Below are 20,739 nucleotides of genomic sequence, written 5' to 3'. Positions count from 1 at the left end.
AAGCACCCACGAGTCGTTGGGGCTGAGTTCAAGGGCACGGTTAAAATCCTCCAATGCTTCATTGTAGTGGCGAAGCAACCGATGCGTTTCACCACGCTCGGCAATAATCCAGGTAGCGTCTGGTTTCAATGCTAAGGCACGGTTAAAATCAGTGAGTGCTTCTTCGTAGCGTCCCAAGACGCGATAAACCTGACCACGACTACCTATGGCCCAAGCATAATCAGGCTGAAGTTCAACAGCTCGGTTAAAATCAGCGAGTGCTTCCTGGTAGCGACGCTGCAAACGAAACAATTCCCCACGCTCGGCAAGGGCACTGGCGTGGCTCGGCTCTAGCTCGATCACCCGACTGAAATCGGCTATTGCTTCATCAAGACGATTGACATTGCGGAACAACAAACCACGTTGATAGTAGACCCACGCATACTCGGGATCCAACTCCAGCGCCTGATTGAAATCGGCCAGCGCAGACTCCATCTCGCCAATAACCCGGAACGCCGCGCCACGACTTCCCAACGCCCAAGCGTAATTGGGATCGAGATCGATTGATCGAGTCAGATCGGCAATTGCTTCCTCGAAATCTTCGGCCAGTCGTCGTGTTTCACCACGTTCAGCGTAGAGCCACGCCAGATTGTTTTGTATGGCAATGGCTGCATCAAAATCAGCAATTGCTGCTGTAAAATTGCGCAGTTCCCGGTACGTTATGCCACGATGACCCAATGCCCAAAGATAGGTTGGATCTATGATCAGTGCCTGCGTAAAGGCTTCAATAGCTTCATGATGACACTGAAGTGCGCGAAGCGTTTCACCGCGCTCTGCATGTACCCACGCCAGATCAGGATTGAGTGCCAGTGCAGCATCAAAATCGGCCAGCGCCTCTGAATAGCGGCGTAATGCACGCCAGACTTGCCCACGGCTTCCTAATGCCCAGGGATATTCTGGTCGCAAGGCGATTGCCTGCGAAAAAGCGTGAATCGCCGCTTCATATCGGCGAAGCATACGTAACGTCTCACCACGCTCGGCGTGGTAGACCGGATCATCGGCTTCCAGCTCGCAGGCACGTGTCAGATCGGTCAGTGACTCTTCCAGCCGACCCAGTTCGCGCAATACCTGTCCGCGTTGAAAATAAGCCCATGCGTAAGTATCATCGATGGCAATCGCACGGTTAAAGTCGGCCAGTGCTGCTTCCCGTCGGTCATTAGAGAGATGTTCAAGACTCATCGTGGTCCTCTTTTCACTACGAATGATGATGAAACATACGACTAGTACCGGGGTGATGTTTCATCTGATCACCCTCGACGAACTGAACCGAGTAGTCCACCGAGACCTAACGAAACAATTTCGTACTTGCCAAGCTGTTCATTCGCCATCAAACGAGGTAAGATGAGATCGACGATATTTTGATCGCGGGAACGGACACACCCAGGGGCACCGATCAGCGGAATACGATCGGCACTACCGGGCACGTAAGCCAGTAAGAGCAGATTCCCTGGTTCAACCGGAGCACCATAATGAGCAATCTCGCCGCCGATCCGTCTGACCGCTCGCGGAATCACATCATCACGATCAACAACCGAAGTTTCACCAGCCGTTATGATCAAATCAGCACCGGCTGCCACCAATGATGTAATTCCAGCAGCGACTTCGGCTTCGTCCGGTAGTACATGATACCAGGCAACCATTGTTGCCCCCAGATCGGTAATTCGCCCAACAATCGCCGGTAGCACACCACGTTCGACTCGCGCCCGTGCTGATGGACTACTGACCAACGCAACGCCAATTCGGCAGCGCACGAACGGTGCCACACGCAATACCCCTTGCTCGCCAGCAACAGCGCCAGCCCGTGCAATGTCTGAGGCAGGTACTGCAAATGGAATAATCTTAATTGTGGCAAGCATCTGACCGGCCGAGACCAGTGTGTACGGAGGTAATGTTGCAACGGTTAAACCGTCGATCAAATTGATTGCCAGCAACGCTTCCGCATCAATCATCAACGGGCCGTTGTACGCAGCACGGAGGTTTACCCGTCCGGCGTATGGTTCACCGATGACCACACCGGCTCCAGCCACGGCCTGGGCCAGACGCAATGCTGCCTCATCTTCGTGCACATCATCAGCCTCCAGTACGGCAACCCGCACAGTGGTACAACCCAGCTCAGCAAGGCGCGGTACATCGTCAGCCTGTAATTGGCGACCCTTATTGAAAGCTTTCCGTCCCTGTGCATCGGCTATATTGTGACAGAGGATGTGTCCAATGGCCGCCGTTACCGGTAAGGTCTCGATTTGCATACCTGTCTGCCTGTTCCTGAGTGATGTGCTCATACTAACCGACGCTGAGAATGCGCCCAGGTGTGTGCAGCCTGTTCCGCATCGTGCTTCATTTCACCCTTCTTTCGCCGTAGAGGAACGCAGAGGGATAACAGATGCCAGCAACCGCACGTTTCACATTGTAAAATGTTTGTCACAGCAACTGATACCCGGTTTCCTTACGAGCGCACTTTTTGTTAACACGTGTAATTCATGGTACCATGCTAATGGAAAACACAACATGGACTCGTAGACATAACTTGCACAACGTATGATCAACTCTCCAACTGTACCGCGTGAGCGCGGCCTTGGGTATGCTTTCGTCGGTGGTCTGGCCATTACGCTCATCGCTGTTTTGCTAGGCGCCATCTTTCTCTACTGGTTTATTACCGTTCAAAAGGGGCCGGCACCGGCCGAACTCTTACCTGCTGACGTTCAACTGTACGCCAGTCTATCGCCAACTCTGAGCGATGTGCCTGAACAACCGCGTATTGAACGTGCGTTGAATGAAATTTTCGGCCTGGCGCTGTCATCTGATGCAGCAGCCAATATCGCGGCGTTGCTTGGGGTCGACCTGGATCGCGATGTAGTAACGTGGATTGGCAGTGATATTGCGATTGTTGTGCGTGATTTTACACCCGTAACGCGCGATGTCGCAACTGATCTGATGACAAACGGTGAGGTGCTGATCTTTCTTGCCTCACGCAATGATCCCCAGGCTCGCCTGTTTTTAGAGAAACATCTGACGATACGCCGTAATCGTGGCGAAACCATTACCGAGCAGCGAGCTGGAAACACCACGATTTTCATCGGCGAGATCGATCATCCTCTCCGTGCAGTAGGCTTGATCGAGCACTATGTCGTCTTTTCTAATCGCCCTGAAGCGCTCGTTAAGCTGACCGATGGCGCTGGGCAGCCAGATCGGTTGGCCGATCTAAATGCGTTCCAAAAGTTTCAGGAGACGATTGCCGTCGTGCGTTCGGGTGCACTGTATACCGATGGTTCACCTTCCGCAGAAGCAGCCCGCGCCGCTGTCAGAGCCTGGCTTGTGAAGATACTCGGAACGCAGTAGCAGCACGTCGCTCGTCGTCTTGTGGTGACCGGGCAGGAATTTTATCCGAACACTCATCTCACGCTAATTGAATGGGCGTAGCGCCGCTGTGTCTCGACCGATCTGCTTCGGCGACAGGATATGTTGGATAGGTGCCGTGACAGGATGTTCCGGATAGGCTCTAAATGGCACACGATGATAATCAGCCTGATACCGATGCAGTGTGACAAGACGATGACGTATCCCCACGAGTAAACCCCGACGGACGGACGCAACATCAATGTCTATCACCTCGCAGTACTAGAGTGGCGGTTCGCGAGCTGCCCCTCCTTCTTTTGCACTTTTGCAACAGAATATCTCGGTCAGGTTCTTTCAGCGTGCTTTTCCGACCCCGGTAGAGGTAACAGTTCCCAATCTACGCAAACACCTCCTCCTCTCTGTGAGAAAGAGGGCTAGAGAATGGTACGGAACGCCAGGCGCTCTCTACCGTGCAGGTACTGGGCATGTTGAAAACCGCTCGGTAACCGATACCAGCGCAGATCAGGAACCGTTTGCTACTGCACCTGCTAGAACATCTTTCAGTTCGCTTCTGTTCACAATCGTCGGCTGACCGGCTGTGCGATAGCGAACTTCAACCTGGTTTGTCGCCAGAAGCTTCTCACTGATGACGACCCGCCAGGGTGCACCGATCAGATCAGCATCGTTGAACTTTACCCCGGCTCGTTCATCGCGATCATCGATCAGCACTCGCCAACCAGCAGTCTGTAGTTCAGTGGCTAGTGTCTGGGCGGCAGTGATGAGTGCATCGCTCCGGCCTATTGTTACCAGATGCACAGCTACCGGCGCAATCGCAACCGGCCACACAATGCCACGCTCATCGTGATTCCGCTCTACCGCAATGTGCAAGAGTGGTTCAAGGTCGAGTTCGATACCCGCGATCACCAATGGTCGATTGTGGCCATCTGCATCCTGCACGAGTATTGTGGTCGCTTGGAGCGGTGTTACAACACCAACCGCCGCGCCATTTCCTTGCACACGCGCCGTACCGCAAAACGGACATGGATCACCAACCATCGCCTGCGCAATATCGGCGACCAGCGTTGCCTGCCAATCGCGCCCATACACAACATCACGTAGATGATAACCGGGGCGGTTGGCGCCGGCCACGAGTGGCGCGCCATTCGTGACCGTCTGATCGGCAACCACGAACACGTTGTGCAGGCCAACCGGTGAGGCGTAACCAGGTACGGCACCACACGCCCTAATCTGCGCTTCGTCGGCAGGCAACAGTTCATCGGCGCCAACAACCGCAGCCAATTTAGACAAACTCGCTTCGCGGTCGCCACGCACCACGGCAAAGATCAGGCGCTGCTCACCAGCACAACGCGCACTGAAGAAAAGTGCTTTGGCCGTCGCAGAGGTTGTGATGCCGAGAAATGCAGCCAGGGCGGCTATGGTATTCGCGTTGGGTGTTTCAACCAGACTCATGGCCGGTGCCAGCCCGGAATACGGCGGCAGAGGAGCGAGCGGCGCCAGGTCGATTGGCGCACGTCCCCCACAAACCGGACAATCGAGGGTCGTGAGCGGTCCTGCTTTTGTATCAACAATGATCGTTGCGCCACGTTCCGTCTTGAGCGCATCGGCCACAACCGTCAGCCCGCACTCGTGCAGCGTTGTGCGAAGCTGCTCGATAATTGCCGCAAGATTTGTCTGAACCTGAGCAACGTCGAGTGCTAATCCTGCCCAGCTCAATGAGGTAACAATGGGTAGATCGAGCAGCCCCGATCGTTGACGCACCGTTGCGCGTCGGCGGCGGCGCAGACTCCAGACAGATAGCGGTAACTGACGGTATGAATCGATCTCACGGCGGGCCAGAGTGGTTATCACATCCAACCAACTCGCCATTGTTGGCAGGTAGATTTCTTGGGAACCATTACGACGAAGCGTATTGGTCAGATGGGTGATCAGATGCTGCAAAACTGCATTTCCCAACGGCAATAAAGCAGGTTCGCCAGTATCCAGCGAACGCAGCATCCCGGCCCGCCAGAGCAACTGCGTTGCCGGATTATCGGCTTCGGTCGGCGCCTGACGGAGGGTACGACCAAAGATCGTAGCAAGTCGCATACATTGTTTCTCCTCAACAGGAATAGTGGCGATGAGGTCAATCCTATTTTTTCCGCATACTCGGAACGAACACAATCGACGATTAGTCTGATGCCGATGGAATGTACTCTCCACGAGTGAAATTCAACAGGCAGGCGCAGCGCCAATGAGCACCACTCCGCCTACTAGCAAGGTGATTTGCGAACCAAGCCGACTGATCTTCTCCTGCAACCGACTGTTGCAGATAGGTTCCTTGCACAGAGCTAATAACCAGCCCTACAGGTAGGAAATCAACCTGTCCACCCGGAACAAGGTTCAGTTGCCAGCCAGCGACTCATGCCCTGACAAAGCCAGATACAATACCGCAGATGATGTCACGGATGTGATGCACATGACCACCACGACGACACCCCTATGACAAACCAAACAAGTCAAGTTGCCGCGGTGAGGTTAGCGGTTCATCTAACGTCTCAACCAACGGTACGCTGCGTTCACGCAAGCGCGCTGCGATCTGGCGGCAGAGGTCTGGTGAGCGGGATTCATCAGGGCAATGCATAAACAGGTAGATGCGCGGATCGGTCTGTGCCCATTCTGCAATCCGTGCCGCCCATTCATCGAGAAACGGGGCATTACAAGCCAAATCGGGATGACCGATATAGCGTATCAACGTTGGCCCACTGCTGCGCAACGGTCGTAATGGCACATCGGGTTTACGCTCTCGTGCATCGGCAAGCAGTGAACCAGCCGGATCGGCCGGATCGCGGATTGGACGAACATCCATTACAACCCGCCCCACCTGATAGCGGTTAAGGAGCGTCATCAGTGGTTCCTCGCCCAGTGGCAAATACCAGTCGGGATGACGAACCTCCACTGCCAGCGCAACATCACGTGGCCAACCGGCCAAAAACCGTTCCAGATCGGCAAGACGAGCCGGACCGTAGCTCGGCGGTAGTTGCAAGAAGAACGGGCCACAGCGCGATCCTAGACCTTGCATTCGTTCAACGAAGGTCTGGGCCTGCGGCAGGCGCTCGACAAGGAAGCCGTTGTGACTCACTTCACGCGGCAGCTTACAACAAAAGTGAAAGGTAGGAGGAGTCTCTTCGACCCAGCGTGCAACCATCGCTGCCGATGGCGTTGCGTAAAAAGTCGTATTTCCTTCCACTGTCGTCAGCTTTCGGCTATAGAGCCTGAGAAACTCGCTGCTGCGTGTTCCTGGTGGGAAGAGATCACCTACCCAACCGTGATAAGCCCAAACGGCACATCCAATTCTGATCATTCGTTCTCTCAGAAGCTGATCAAAAAACCAGCTTTCTCATTGGGTACGGTACGTACCCACGCGACTATTGCGTGAGGGTTACCAACATGCTTTCGCTCCAGCCACGCTCCGTTCCCCCTTCCTCCCTTCTTGTGGAAGAGGAAAGGGTCGAGGGGGAAGGTAAGGAGCGCCAGGCGTGCTCCGCAGCACCGGCGCTGAACCTAGCGCCACCCGGTTCCATCGCGTTGCAGAGACACCGGCGTTACCCGCCATCGTTCCCCTCACCATTCTGGCGATGCTATGCCCAGGTTGTTAATGAGGCTCATCGTTTCTCGCCCCTTCAGCCGATGCCCCTGCCGAGCGCAAAACGACGAGTTGCTGATCGTCCACCCCGCACACCCTGCAAGCGTGCGCAACGCCCTTCAGCCGATGTCCCTGCCGAGCGCAAAACGACGAGTTGCTGATCGCGCTCTCAGAACCGCTCGCTGATCACCTTTGGCTGCGTAAACAGACGCAGGTAATCGGTGCCACCAGCTTTGCTATCGGTACCTGACATCTTAAAGCCACCAAATGGCTGTACTCCTACCAAAGCACCGGTACACTTCCGATTAAAATAGAGATTACCGACGTGAAACTCCTCGCGAGCCTGCTCTAAGCGTTCGAGATTCCGGCTGTAGACACCACCAGTCAAACCGTATTCGGTATCGTTCGCAATAGCCAGGGCCTCGGTGAAATTGGCAGCACGGATGAAGGCCAGCACCGGACCAAAAATCTCTTCCTGGGCAATACGGGCATGAGGATGGACATCAGCAAAGATGGTTGGATTGATGAAAAAGCCACCATCCTTGACCAGTTCGTGATCAATGACTTCACCACCGGTAACCAGTCGGCCCTCTTCCTGACCAATCGCAATATACTGACTGATGGTGTCAAAGGCCCGCTGATCAATCACCGCGCCTAGATCGGTTTCTGGTTTGGTAGGATTCCCAAGCCGCAACGCCTTCGTCTTCTCGACGACTCGCTGCAAGACCTGATCGTAGACCTGATCAACGACAATTGCGCGTGAGCAAGCACTACATTTTTGCCCCTGAAAACCGAACGCACTCACCACAATACCGGTTGCCGCGGCTTCCAGATCGGCAGTTTCATCGACAATAATTGCGTCTTTTCCACCCATTTCAAGGATTGTGCGCTTGAGCCAGTTCTGACCAGGTTGACGCACAGCAGCCCGCTGTTGAATCCGCAGACCGACATTCTTTGAACCGGTAAAGCCAATGAAGCGCACCAACGGATGATCGACCAGGAAATCACCTAAGACCGCATCTTCCCCGGTCACCAGATTCACAACACCAGGCGGTAACCCAGCCTCTTCGAGAATCTGGACGAGAATAGCCGCAATGACCGGTGCGCGTGGTGAGGGTTTCAACACGACCGTATTCCCCACGACAATCGGCGCAACAGTGAGTGTCGTCACAATTGCCAGCGGGAAGTTCCAGGGAGGTATCGCCAGTCCAGGCCCTAACGGCAGGTAGCGCAGCTCGTTATCCTCACCGGGGTAAGGAACGAGGGGTTGCCGTTCGCCCTGAAGTGCAATTGCCTGACGCGCATACCACTCACAAAAGTCAATCGCTTCGGCAACGTCGGCATCGGCTTCAACCCAGTTCTTGCTCACCTCGTGCATCATCCACGCAGCCAGTTCCTCCTTCCGCCGCCGCATGATTGCCGCGGCCCGCAACAACACCTGTGCGCGCGCACTAACCGGTGTACGCGACCAGGTGCGGAACGCGGCATCAGCCGCCAGCAACGCTTGATGGGCCTGCTCTTGCGAGGCACTACTGGCATAGCCCACAACTTTTTTCGGTTCTGCCGGATTGATCGAAGGCAATTTACGCTCAGTCACAATCCGTTCACCACCGATAATCAGCGGATAGGTGGCGCCCAATTGCCCGGCAACATGACGAATCGCTCGCTGCATCGCCGTCCGTCGGTCGCCACTGTCAAAGTTACCAAACGGTTCATTTTGAAATGGGGTCAGCATAAACTGCTCCTTACCATCATTTTGCGAAGCTGCTGTTGATTGACATTGTACACGGATCTGCTTGAACAATGTGGAACTGCTTTTGCGCTGACGAGAATGTATCCCTACGGTTCTATCTCGCGCGGCACGCGCGGTAAGATGCCGGTCAATACTTCGTAGCTGATCGTTCCCAACCAACTAGCAATCTCATCAACACCTATCGAATCCTCTCCCTGTTGTCCTATGAGTGTGACGGTATCACCACGCTGAACGCCAGGAATATCGGTTACATCGACCATCACATAGTCCATGCAAATGCGCCCGACAATCGGTGCCCGTTTCCCTCGAATCAGCACTTCCCGCCACGGCGGTGAACGACGCAGCCCGTCGGCGTAACCTACCGGAATAGTAGCAATGCGCGATGGGCGGGCTGTGATAAAGGTACCACCGTAGGAGATTGGCGTGCCAGGCGGGTGTTCCTTGACCTGCGCTACTTCACTGTAAAAGCTTAGTGCTGGCCGCATGCCTGGCAAGAGGGGAACAGCAGCCCCTGGCGCCAATCCGTAGCAAGCCAATCCTGGTCGAACCATATCGAAATGGCTGGCCGGAAAGCGCAATGTCGCCGCACTATTAGCCGCATGAAGCAGTGGTGGACGTAGACCGGCTGCGGTAAGTTCGGTAACCAGTGTTTGGAAACGAGCCAATTGCTGCTCGGTTGGAGTTGGGTCGTCTTCATCGGCGCGGGCAAAATGGGTGTAGAGCGCAACAACCTCGATGGCAGGGAGATCGCGTAATCGGGTCAGAAATGGTGCGACCTCAGCCGGTGCCAAACCCAGACGAGCCATTCCGGTATCAACTTTGACATGCACACGGGCAGGGCGTCTGATTTCGGTAGCAGCATTACTAAGTGCTAGAGCCGTATCGTAATCGAAGAGTGTTATCATCAGATCGAGCCGGATCGCTTCGGCGACCTGCCACGGCGGCGTGTAGCCTAGCACCAGAATCGGCGCGTGAATGCCCTGTACGCGCAATGCCCGTCCTTCCCCAAGGGTCGCAACAGCCAACATCTCGGCCCCTGCTCGCAATGCCGCCCGCGCTACTCGTGCTGCACCATGCCCGTACCCATCACCTTTAAGCACGATCATCAGTGGTACACCGGCATGCGCTCGGAGCGCACGAACATTGTCAGCAATGGCGGTCAGATCGAGATGCACCCAGGTTGGACGCGCCGGATCACCGATCCGTACACTACGCCAGGCCGGTTCCTGGCGCACGAGGTTGCGTTCTGGCGGACAGTCGGCAGCTAACAGAGGAGCTACAACCTGTTCAAGCCGCTCACCAGCTCCACCCGACACCAACACCAGATCGCCCTGGTTGCGTTTGTTGGGCAAAGCAGCACGTGCCGCTTCGTTGGTATCAACGACGTGAATGGGAATGGCGGGGTTGGCCGTCCGTGCAGCCTGGGCCATCACTGCCGCCCCACCCCCTTTGAGTACCAGGTAATCGGCACTACGGGCCGCTAGAGCACCAAGTTCGGTTAGAAATGGCGTTGCATCAATGGCAGGCAATTCGGTGGGCGTACCTAAAACGGCAATGCGGCGTTTGGCCGTCAAGGCAGCCATGGTTTGCATTGCCGCCACCATGGCTGCTGGAGTAGCATTGAAACTATCGTCGAGAATGAGTTCACCATTGGCGCCAGGTAGTGGACGTAAACGCCCCGCCGGTGCTGCAAGATGAGCTAGGGCGTTTTGGATCGCCTCCGGTGGAACGCCGCATATCAGTCCAACCGTAACGGCAGCCAGTGCCGCCATCACACCGGGAAGGCCCAAAAGCGGGGTTGAAACGGGAATGGTTACTTCCCGGCTTGAAGCAACAAAATCTACACCATGACGGTGGCAGGAAATATCGGTTGCCCGCACGGCACACTCATGACCGGTGCCATAGCAAATATTTGCCGGTGAAATCCCTTCGGCGGCAACCACCATTACTCCTTTGTCGGCCAGGAATGCGGCCATCGCCGTATCGGCAGCGGGTGTTACCACCGCGATCTGAGGCGGAAACGCCGTTGCCAGCGGAGCCAGATGCTCACCGGCAAACTCGAGCACTGCGTAGCGGTCAGTCTGACTGAGACGGGCCAGTGCAATCGGTAATCCGAGGAGCGAATTGAAATTACGACGACTTTGAAAGGTAGGCGCCTGCATAGCTAACACGGCCGCAATCGCTCGCCGCGCCAGAGTCTTCCCGATCCCACCGGTCACAGCGATCACCGTTGGCTGCAACGTCCGCAGGCGTGCACTTGCCCAACGGAGCAGTACTGTCTGTGGATCAGCACAGATGATTACCGTTGCATTGCCAGCATCATGCGGTGGACGCACACACAAGACACCACGCGCACCGGCAGCTATCGCAGCCGGAATATAATCGTGACCATCTGCCCGTGCAGTGCGCAACGCAATAAAGCACTCTCCGGCAGCGGTAAGCCGCGAATCGTAACTCCAATCGGTGAAGGTGTCGGCGTGGATTGGCTCGCTAACCGTTCCACCGGCCGCAATCAGTTCGGCGAGTTGAATGTTCATTCGTCTTTATACCTTCAATTCATCTTGTTAATTCGGGTTATAATACAGCCTATGAATAACGCATCTTCCACCACAGCAACGACAACTCATACTGGCGTCTCATGGCTCTGGGTAATCATAGCGCTCTTTGCCCACACTGGATGGGGTGCGTATCCAGTCTTGGCGCGCTATCTCCAAACGATCAGTCACTTACCGAGCATGGCTATCCTCACGCTCGGTAATCTCCTGGCGCTGATCGTATATGTACCGTTTGCCTACCGGCATATTCGCACAGACATCTGGCACACGCCGATTATCTGGTTGTTTGCACTAGTCGTCAGTATTCGGGCAATGACCAATCTCACTTCAGCACGCTTCACGTTAGCCATCTACGTGCAACTTATCACATTGCTTACACCACTTATTGTCGCCCTCTTGAGCAAATTGTTCTTTCGCAACCGCTTACCTCGCTTCACACTTCCGGCCATTGGCCTTTCGTGCTTTGGCTCATTATTGATGATGAGTGGCGATCTCAGCAATGGTACTGTGTTGCGCCTGACCGAAAGCGATGTCCTGGGCATCGTCATTGCCCTGATCTCGGCATTTGCGTTAGCCTTTTACATGATACTGATCCCACGTGCAACGTCGGTTAGCAATATCAGCGCCGAAGCGATGTTGTTTGTGCAACTGGTTGCCCTCACGATAACATGCGGCGCAATGAGCCTCGTGCTCGGCGAGCAATGGTACCAGTTTGCCGTTATCGGGCCACACGATTGGGCGGTCTTCGCAGCCTTTGTGGTCTTCGTTCTCCTGGGAGCCAACCTCGGCCAGATCGTTGCCCTTCGCCAACTGGGTGCGCCGCTGATCAGTAGTACGATGGGTTGGCGACTGATCAGTGCATTAGGTTTGGCCGCATTGCTCCTCGGTGAGCAATTGCAGAACCTTTGGCAGGTGTTGGGAGCGATCATCGTGCTAGTCACAATTACGGTCTACCTGCAACAGCAATACCGTGCCTGATACGAGCTGAGACAATGATGAGCACCGTTATTCGCTCGCTATCTGTCACTCCTCTTGACATCCCGCTGCGTAATCCGTTTGGGATCGCCGGCGGTAGTCAGGAGATCGCCCGTAATCTGTTAGTGACAGTCGAACTTGTCAACGGCATTCGCGGTTATGGTGAAGCAGCGCCTTTTCCGGCCTTCAACGGTGAAACCCAGGCCAACGCACAGCAGGCGATTGAATCAGTACGTTCAGCAATCGAGGGTGCTGATGTGCGTGAATGGCGAGCGATTGCCGCGCTGCTGCGTGATCGGATTAGCACAAGCGGATCGGCGCGCTGCGCTATCGAGACAGCAATTCTCGATGCCCTGACCCGCCATTATCGGCTACCGCTCTACGTCTTCTTTGGCGGCGCTGGGCATACGCTCGAAACCGATATGACGATCACGACCGGTACGGTCGAAGAAGCAGCGTTAGCCACGCTGGATATTCTCGAACGGGGTATCCGTCAAATTAAGATTAAAATCGGTGGCAGTGATCTAGCACACGATCTGGCCCGCATCACGACAATCTATGCGCTGGCACCAGAGGCCCCGCTCATCCTCGATGGGAATGGTGGTCTTACTGCCGAACAGATGCTCGAACTCCTTGGCGCCCTGAGCTTGCAGCGGATCGTTCCGGTACTGGTCGAACAACCGGTTGCAGCCGATGATTGGGCTGGTCTGCGTCAACTGGTGCAATGGGGTGGGGTACCGATTGCGGCCGACGAGACAGCGAGTAGCTCGTTAAACGTCTTACGAATTGTGCAGGAACGCGCAGCCAATGTCATCAATATCAAACTGATGAAGAGCGGGGTAGTTGAAGCACTCGAAATTGCAGCGATTGCCCGTGCTGCGGGACTGGGGCTTATGATCGGCGGTATGGTCGAATCGATCCTGGCTATGACCATGTCGGCCCATTTCGCGGCCGGGTTAGGTGGGTTTCGTTTCGTCGATCTCGATACGCCGCTCTTTCTGGCAACCAATCCTTTCCAAGGTGGTTTTCGCTTACGCGGGGGTACCATCGAACTCGATCATATCACAGCCGGGCACGGTGTTGAACCGTTGTAACGGAACTCGTCACGAGCGTACATAACATATTGTGCAATTCAGCCATAGCCGCTGACGCATTTGTTCCTTTATACTAAACATATACGTTATATCCGCATTGATGCCACCTGCACGTCGCAACGGTTGCGGCGGCAGGTGCTTATTGTGTTTGGAGCACGCATGACAGCGCGACTCTTAATAGCAGACGATGAGGCATTGATTCGATTCCACATACGTGAAGTATTACTCGCACTCGGTTATTTGATCGTCGGCGAAGCGGCTGATGGTCAGCAGGCAGTTGCAGTAGCGCGCCAGGTACGACCTGATTTGGTGCTGCTCGATTACAAAATGCCCTATCTCGATGGTCTAGAAGTTGCAACGATACTTCACCAGGAGGGCTTAGCGCCGGTTATCCTTCTTACGGCATCAGCATCACGTGAACTGGCCGAGCGAGCACGAGCCGCAGGGGTGTTTGGCTGTCTCATAAAACCATTTCGCGATACCGACCTCTTGCCGCTGATCGAGATTACGCTTGCACGCTGGCAAGACTATCAAACGCGACGGAAGGAGATGCTGACGTTGCGAGAGCGTCTGGAAACGCGCAAAGAGATTGAACAGGCCAAGGGTATCTTAATGGATGAGCACGGCTTGAGTGAAGCAGAGGCATTTCGCCGGATTCAACAACTGGCAATGCGTAACCGTAAGACAATGCGCGAGGTGGCGCAGGCGATACTCTTAACCCATCAGTTATCACATAGACAGATCACTGGACAATAAACACTTCGGACAACACCTGACATACGAATGAGCCAGGTTTCAACCCAATCTGACATCACCGGTAGGGACGAGCCGGTTGTACCAGGTTACTGAAAGAAACCCGTCCCTACCGGTAATAATGTGCATAATAGAAAAGACAACAGTGAGTGGTCACCAGATAACTATCAGAACCGGCTTTCGTCATTTAAGAGCTATACTACAGACCCGATTCTTTCCAGTACGCTTTGCCGTCAACTCGGCATAATCGGCGGCCAACAACAATTCAGCTGGTGTTTGGGCATCTTCAGGAAAGACGGCCACACCCATGCTCAGCGTATAACCCGGAATAACCTGACCATTCAACGATCCTGTGTACTCAGCTTCGGCGCTCCGACGAATCTGCTCGGCAACCTGCAATGCCTGCTGCCTATTGGTATCTGGCAAGATAATCACAAACTCCTCACCACCATAGCGAGCCACAAAGTCGATTTCACGCACACATTGCGTTAACAGGCGGGCAACTGCACGTAGCCGTTGATCACCGGCCAGATGGCCATAAGTGTCGTTATACTGCTTGAACGAGTCGACATCTATCATGACCAACGCCAGCGGATACCCATAATGGCGAGCACGCACCAGCTCACGTTCGAGAGCACGATCAAACGCACGCCGATTCGCGATTCCGGTAAGACTGTCCGTTACTGCCAGAGATTCAACCTCTGCATACAACCGTGCATTCTCAAGTGCAGTTGCGGCCTGGGTCGCCAGGCTTTGTCCTAACTGCACATCGGTATCGTTAAAATCAACCGCATCAGCGGTACGACCAACGACAACCAGACCGTACACTGCGCTCTTTAAACCGGTTGCCAGCGGCAAGATGAGCAACTTCATCTGAGCAAACCGGAACAGAAACGTACTATCATCAGCCGAATGAGGCTGAAGACGCAACGATTCACATTCCGTTAATGCGCGGTACAACATGGGTTCTGTACGTAGACTGTATGCGGTGGTCAGTGGCATACTACCGCTTGTCACTGCTTCACATGCCTGTACAACAACTACTTGCTCGAGTGCCGGCTCCCATCGTAAGACAATACATATTGCCGCTCGTAGTGCCTCGACGGTATGATGAACAACGGCTTGTAAGATCGCCTCTGCCTCCAAACCAGCACTAAAATCACGAGCAGCCGCATACAGCATGCGCTGCTCTTCACTGCGCCGCTGCGCCTCACTATACAAACGGGCATTTTCGATAGCCAGCGCAGCCTGACTGGCAAAAGCTGCCAAATACGTAGCATGCTCCTGACGATAAAAATAAGGCTCAGTTTTATCGAGTGAAAAGAAGGCTATCACCTGCCCATGGGCAATAATCGGTGCTCCTGCCCATGAACGCACATGGGACGCCGCTTCGATATGAATCCAACCGGCATAGGAAGTTGTATCCGGAATAATCAGCGGTTGTCCGGTTTCAATCATCCTCTGCAAATTGGGTGTTGTCGCAATCTCGAACACAACAGCTTCAGCGGCACGAGCAGTCTCCTCACCGAATTGTTCATACCCACGGAGGTGTGTTAGGTAAGCACGGATGGGTTGTTGTTGCACATCATGCTCAACCATCATGACATTTGCCGAGTCATACGGTATAACGCGCTGCAACTCATCGAGAAGCCGATCAAGAACCGTATCAAGATCAAGACTTTCACTTAGCGCCAGTCCTGCCTGGCGTAATGCTTCGGCTAATTGCCGTTGTTCTCGCTCGGCTACCAGCAGTCGGGTTTTCACGATTGCCAGTGCAATCTGGGCCGCGGCCTGTTCACCAAGAGATATTTCTTCGGCGGTAAAGCGGTGCGGTTGGTTAAATCCAATCAATGCAGCCCCAAGCTTCTGCTGCTCGACAATCAACGGTAACGCCAGTATTGAACGGGTTGGTAACAACGCTGCAAGTCGTAGACTGAGGTGTGGCGTGTTAAACACGTCTTCGATGGCTAAAACCTTTCCAGTCTGCAAAACAGCTTCCGTAAGCGTTGGCTCACCAGGCTCAGACCGAATCTGGACATAATAGTCGTGAATAGTGTCATTAGCTGCTACAGGTACCGGACGTTGTAGCCGTTCATCCCACAACGTGATAAATGCACCATCTGCCTCAAACAACGCTCCTAGCCGATTGGCAAGCAATCGCGACATTTGTTGAATGTCATTAACCTCTAATGCTGCCCTAGTAATCTCGTTTAGCAGTGCCATCCGACGGGCATACTGGCGAGTAGCAGCCAGCAGACGGCTATTCTCTAGCATGGCCGCAGCCATGTACGCCAGGGTCTGACCGCCGTGAACTTCATCCTCCGAAAAGGGTTTGATAACGTTACGGTAGACCGCAAACGCACCAAAGAGACCATGCGACCCGATCAGTGGAAAAAGCGCATACGTGTGAAATCCTTCGCGCACGATGGCCTCGCGTAATGCAGCGGTTGCCGGATCGGTTTGCGCATCGGTAATGACTATTGGCTGGGGTCGCTGTAACAGTCGTGCGCCTGGAACTTTATGAAAGAAGCGGTTAATCGCATCAACGTATTCTCTGGAAAGACCATTCGCATACGGACAACTCAAACTATCTGTTTCACGGTCATAGAGATACACCGCTGTCCGGTCAGCGCTCAATACCTGTTGAGCAGCTTTCATAAGCGTCGTGTAAAAGGTTTCCAGATCGACGGCAACTAACAGCTCGCCAATTGCCTGCACAAGATACCGCTGGCGTTCAGCATGCTGGCGCTCGGCAGCAAGCAGCTCTTGCTCGTGGGTCACATTGCGCCAGACGTGTATATAACCGAGTGACAACCCCTTTCGGTCGCGAATCACCGAAACCGTTCGCCGGAAAAAGTGCTGCACTCCTTCACGATGAAAGACAATTTCCTGTTGACCTTCAGCCATAACATCACGGGCAAATGTTAGTCCATGCAGGCACAGTACATCGCGAAAATCATGGCCGATAACCTCTTCACCACATTGAAAGAGTTGACGGGCTGCCGGGTTCAGATCAATAACGCGATACAGATGATCGAGCACAATCACTGCATCTTGCAGGTTGGCAATGATCATTCGCGCAGCGATAGGGGTTACGTCAAATAACCCTACCCGAAAAAAGCCAACCGCCAGTAGGACTCCTGAAGCGGAAAAGAAAAACGGTGTAGGATCGAACCAACTACGTGGCAGACCACCGAAGAGATAGACGGCATTTCCCACCAGTGGCACGAGTGTGCTGCAAACCATAAACAGAGCCTGCAACCGGTACAATCGTGGAACCTGGGTGGCAAACCAGATGAAGCGGGCAATACCACCAATGATCAATCCGTAAGCATACGTGGTATGTACCCAAAACCAGATGCCCCTTCCGGTTACATACAATTCAGGATGACCAGCAGGATCGAGAATAGTACCTTGCCAGATCAGACGATGCCATTCATTGGTGAACACGAGAAGACAGGTTATGATCCCAGGTATGAATAGCCAGCGCTGGCGGGCTGGAGTCAACCAATCAGCACGACCGGTATATTGCAAAGAAAAGATCAGCCACAGCGGCGGTATCGGCGTAATAGCAAGATATTGCAATTTAGCAGCAAGTATCTTCCCCTGCAACCCAGGTGCGAACAGTTCACCGGCATACAATATCGACCACGCACTCATTGCCGATAGCAAGAACGCCAGCGCAAGTGCGCCGGGCTGACTCGCCCGACGAAACGCATAATAGGCGATACTGCCGGTCAGACCAGCACTGATCCAGAGAAACAGAATGGAAGCGAGTAATTCTATCGGCATGATCGTGTAAGTCCTACCCGCCGAAATAATTTACTATCCAGAGACGTATCCTGCCGTATTTCTGATTTAACACTATAGACTGATGGAACGTTGACAAAAGTTATTCTTTTGTAAAACACTGATCATACATACTTCCGACTCACATAGAATGTGGATACTATAATCATATCAGAACAAGAGGGACAACCAGGCTACCAAGTCGTCCGCAGATGAAGACGAGCAACTGCGTGTTCGGACGGCGCTCTGCGGCTTGGTGTCCCACCATTCCCTCGTAGCATTGTAGGTACAGGTTCTCCCACCTACCTCACCTGCCAGGGGAGTGATGGTTGCTGATACGCCAACCGATGGCGTGGGAGTCTGCACACATCTTCAACCGCTGCTCCCACAGGAAGCGGGACTGAAACTCACGCATCCAGATGACCGTGTAGACAGGAGGCGGTCTACAGGTACATAACGTTCTTTTACCGAATTATCTGGTTATCTCACACAATCCAAAGCTAAAAACTTCGAAAATCTCTCATTGTTTGCAATACGCTGAACGATGATGGTTAGTAAAGATATCTTGCAACTCTATACCATCTCACTGTACAATGTCTCAGGAACAGGCAGCGTAGGGATTAATAGTCTATGAGCAGGGACAATCGTCAGCTTACCTCATTCATAGACCACATCAGCCCACCATCAGAGATAGTTTCCAGCTCTACCCCTCCATATTTTGGCAAACACCAGCTATTGTCTGCAATACCTACTCGATACAGTACTTCATTAGAGATATTGAGGCAAATTTAGTAATCGGAGGACACTCTCATGAGTTCACGACCACTGTCTAGAACGGGTGCTCTACTCATCGGTCTAACCTTTACCGTAATTGGCCTGGTCGTACTGTTCATCGGCTTGTTCTGGCTGAACGCGACTAGTGAGCGTTTAAAAAGGATGATCGATGGTACAGGTACTGTAGTCGAAGTCACTCGACGGCGTATTGGTGATGATATAAACTACTATCCGCGAATCGAGTTCCAAACGCAAACTGGCGAGACTTTCCAGTTTGAGAGCAATACTGGTGGTAGTTCCACCTCCTACCGCGTAGGTGATCAAGTACTGATCCTGTATGACCCGCAAATGCCTCAAGACGCTACGATCAATTCCTGGTATGAGATATGGTTACCACCAATCGTTGTTACTATATTGAGCCTTTCCGGTCTTGCGCCGGGCATGTTTGCGTTGGGCTTGGCACTTTTTGCTAAATCCTGAATCTCGATACCCCGAAATAAAGGATTGAGGCAATTCCTACTGAAGCATGGCTTCAACAGGCCATATGACACCAACGTAGCGCAGGCAAGAGGATTATTTTTCAGACAAACTATAAAAACCGCTTTCACTGATCGATTATGCCGGTTCTGTGACCATAAGCGCTTCCGCTAATCTAGCAGCATCAAGCGTAAAAGCTCGTCCGAAACCACCAATATACCGCGCTTCGTGGAGCGTGACACGGAATAAGGTGAAATCCGGCAGGGCAAACAGGTGTTGCTGTGCAGGTAAACGCTGTAAGTATATTGATTGTGCTGTCGGAAAGTCGGGCGAATGCCTTGGTATGTCTTGAGCAGAACCTTGTAACGTGACACGGGCCAACGCTTGGGGGTCGGTAACACTTTGCGGTGAGGCAGTGATTAACAGCGAGAGCGGTGAACCGGCCAGCAGATGATTGGTATGCGCTGCCAGGCGACTCAACAAAAGCAGTAGACCCGGTGTGTGTCCATCCCGTCGTTCAACGGCGTACAGCACATAAGACACAAATGGCACCCCGTCAGGAGTAACTGTACCGAGTGCAGCAGCCTGTTGCTCTTCGATTAAACGGCGTAAGGCCAATCGATCTTCATAGCGCATAGATTGTCCTCTTCTCATTGCCTTCCCAGGAAGCGCAATCTGGTTTCGCGATCTACAGACAGTTTATCAAATGATGAGATGAATTGTCACGGAGGATAACGAGATAAGCAACGAGGCTGCTTTGTCGTGTTTTTTGCAGGGGAAATAGAAATGAGAGCCTATCGGAAACATCCTGTTGGCAGAGCTGACGATTAGCCACATCAGAGGAGCGGCGTAGAGTCAGTTCGTGAACCACCCCCACGTTCGCAATGTCGGTTCTGACCGGCGATACACGGCAACACCGTACCCCGCCTGCGGGATTCATCGGACGGTATATAGCGGCGCTGTGTCCCGTCCGTCAGAGTTCTCTCATAAGATAAGGCGTCTTCTTCCCCACCATGCAACTCCATCGGTATCAGGCTGTTGTCCATCATATTATTATGACCTGTGTTCACCCGTCGTGATGTGGCAACGAATATTCGGATGGAGCGTCAGTTGTAGTGATGAGTTCCCAAGCCATCCCAGATAGAATGCTGATGAGACATCGACGGTTTCGGTCGCCCATCATGGGCGCCAAAGGTTCACTCTCAGACAAGAGAAACTCGTCTCGGTATCACACAAAAGTAGAATACCCGTAGGTGTAACCCTACGGGTATCACAATTTGGTAGCGGCGGCAGGATTCGAACCTGCGACCTTCGGGTTATGAGCCCGACGAGCTGCCACTGCTCCACGCCGCGATGATAAAGGGTGACAGAAAATCTGTCACGCCTATGAACGGGTGCATGGACCTAGGTTCCCAGCGGTGAGCCGCCAGTAGGATCGGCGCTGCGGTGTTTCACGACCCGGTTCGGGATGGGACGGGGTGGGTCCACCGCGCTCCACACACACCCATTGGGAGAAGAGACGGTCGTCCCTTCACCCCTCACGCGATTGCTTGC

The 20,739-nt window shown here is 53.6% G+C and carries 13 protein-coding genes, 1 tRNA gene and 1 rRNA gene; 5 read left to right on the top strand and 10 right to left on the bottom strand.

All coding sequences use genetic code 11. The annotated features are described in order from the left end of the window. On the bottom strand, positions 1-1,218 hold a 1,218-nt coding region (locus tag JE47_RS0114555; RefSeq protein ID WP_031460455.1), incomplete at its 3' end, for a tetratricopeptide repeat protein. Positions 1,219-1,286: 68 nt separating this feature from the next. Further along, entirely contained in the window at positions 1,287-2,285 is a 999-nt protein-coding gene (locus tag JE47_RS0114550; protein ID WP_031460454.1) for a molybdopterin-binding protein, read from the bottom strand. A 289-nt stretch (positions 2,286-2,574) separates the two neighbouring features. On the opposite strand from JE47_RS0114550, the gene JE47_RS0114545 reads away from it, so the two are divergent. Beyond that, positions 2,575-3,375, top strand: a complete 801-nt coding sequence (locus JE47_RS0114545) for a DUF3352 domain-containing protein (protein WP_031460453.1) — start codon at positions 2,575-2,577, stop codon at positions 3,373-3,375. Positions 3,376-3,894: 519 nt separating this feature from the next. Here JE47_RS0114545 and JE47_RS0114540 read toward each other — a convergent pair. From JE47_RS0114540 to alr, 4 genes are all read right to left on the bottom strand, one after another. Beyond that, entirely contained in the window at positions 3,895-5,478 is a 1,584-nt protein-coding gene (locus JE47_RS0114540; RefSeq protein WP_031460452.1) for a proline--tRNA ligase, read from the bottom strand. Between the two features lie 391 nt (positions 5,479-5,869). Continuing rightward, positions 5,870-6,733 (bottom strand): DUF72 domain-containing protein, encoded by an 864-nt coding sequence (locus tag JE47_RS0114535; RefSeq protein WP_031460451.1) that lies wholly within the window; start codon positions 6,731-6,733, stop codon positions 5,870-5,872. A 451-nt stretch (positions 6,734-7,184) separates the two neighbouring features. Further along, a complete protein-coding gene (gene pruA, locus JE47_RS0114530; RefSeq protein WP_031460450.1) occupies positions 7,185-8,750 on the bottom strand; it encodes an L-glutamate gamma-semialdehyde dehydrogenase in 1,566 nt (521 codons plus the stop codon). A 104-nt stretch (positions 8,751-8,854) separates the two neighbouring features. Next, positions 8,855-11,305 (bottom strand): alanine racemase, encoded by a 2,451-nt coding sequence (gene alr, locus JE47_RS0114525; RefSeq protein WP_031460449.1) that lies wholly within the window; start codon positions 11,303-11,305, stop codon positions 8,855-8,857. Between the two features lie 51 nt (positions 11,306-11,356). Here alr and JE47_RS0114520 point away from each other — a divergent pair, with 51 nt between their 5' ends. The 3 genes from JE47_RS0114520 to JE47_RS0114510 all read left to right on the top strand — a co-directional run bounded on the left by JE47_RS0114520 (position 11,357) and on the right by JE47_RS0114510 (position 14,148). Further along, positions 11,357-12,301 carry a DMT family transporter gene (locus JE47_RS0114520; protein ID WP_031460448.1) on the top strand — a complete coding sequence of 315 codons (945 nt, stop codon included), beginning with the start codon at positions 11,357-11,359 and terminating at the stop codon, positions 12,299-12,301. A gap of 17 nt (positions 12,302-12,318) precedes the next feature. Beyond that, positions 12,319-13,392 (top strand): dipeptide epimerase, encoded by a 1,074-nt coding sequence (locus JE47_RS0114515; protein WP_081910043.1) that lies wholly within the window; start codon positions 12,319-12,321, stop codon positions 13,390-13,392. Between the two features lie 159 nt (positions 13,393-13,551). Further along, the gene (locus JE47_RS0114510; protein ID WP_031460446.1) at positions 13,552-14,148 is read left to right on the top strand and encodes an ANTAR domain-containing response regulator; all 597 of its coding nucleotides are present in this window, start codon (positions 13,552-13,554) and stop codon (positions 14,146-14,148) included. A 180-nt stretch (positions 14,149-14,328) separates the two neighbouring features. Here JE47_RS0114510 and JE47_RS21385 read toward each other — a convergent pair whose 3' ends face one another. Next, positions 14,329-17,937, bottom strand: a complete 3,609-nt coding sequence (locus JE47_RS21385) for a histidine kinase N-terminal 7TM domain-containing protein (RefSeq protein WP_081910042.1) — start codon at positions 17,935-17,937, stop codon at positions 14,329-14,331. Positions 17,938-18,744: 807 nt separating this feature from the next. Between JE47_RS21385 and JE47_RS0114500 the strand changes: the two genes are divergently transcribed. After that, positions 18,745-19,188 (top strand): DUF3592 domain-containing protein, encoded by a 444-nt coding sequence (locus tag JE47_RS0114500; RefSeq protein ID WP_031460444.1) that lies wholly within the window; start codon positions 18,745-18,747, stop codon positions 19,186-19,188. A 135-nt stretch (positions 19,189-19,323) separates the two neighbouring features. Here the strand turns inward: JE47_RS0114500 and JE47_RS0114495 are convergent, their stop codons facing one another. The 3 genes from JE47_RS0114495 to rrf all read right to left on the bottom strand — a co-directional run bounded on the left by JE47_RS0114495 (position 19,324) and on the right by rrf (position 20,691). Further along, positions 19,324-19,821 carry a pyridoxamine 5'-phosphate oxidase family protein gene (locus JE47_RS0114495; RefSeq protein ID WP_031460443.1) on the bottom strand — a complete coding sequence of 166 codons (498 nt, stop codon included), beginning with the start codon at positions 19,819-19,821 and terminating at the stop codon, positions 19,324-19,326. Between the two features lie 642 nt (positions 19,822-20,463). After that, a tRNA-Met gene (locus JE47_RS0114490) sits at positions 20,464-20,538 on the bottom strand. 38 nt (positions 20,539-20,576) lie between these two features. After that, positions 20,577-20,691 (bottom strand): 5S ribosomal RNA (rrf, locus tag JE47_RS0114485). Positions 20,692-20,739: the final 48 nt, after the last annotated feature.

The sequence above is a fragment of the Chloroflexus sp. MS-G genome (assembly GCF_000735195.1).
Classification (GTDB): Bacteria; Chloroflexota; Chloroflexia; order Chloroflexales; family Chloroflexaceae; genus Chloroflexus.
This window is presented reverse-complemented; position numbering and strand designations above follow the sequence as displayed.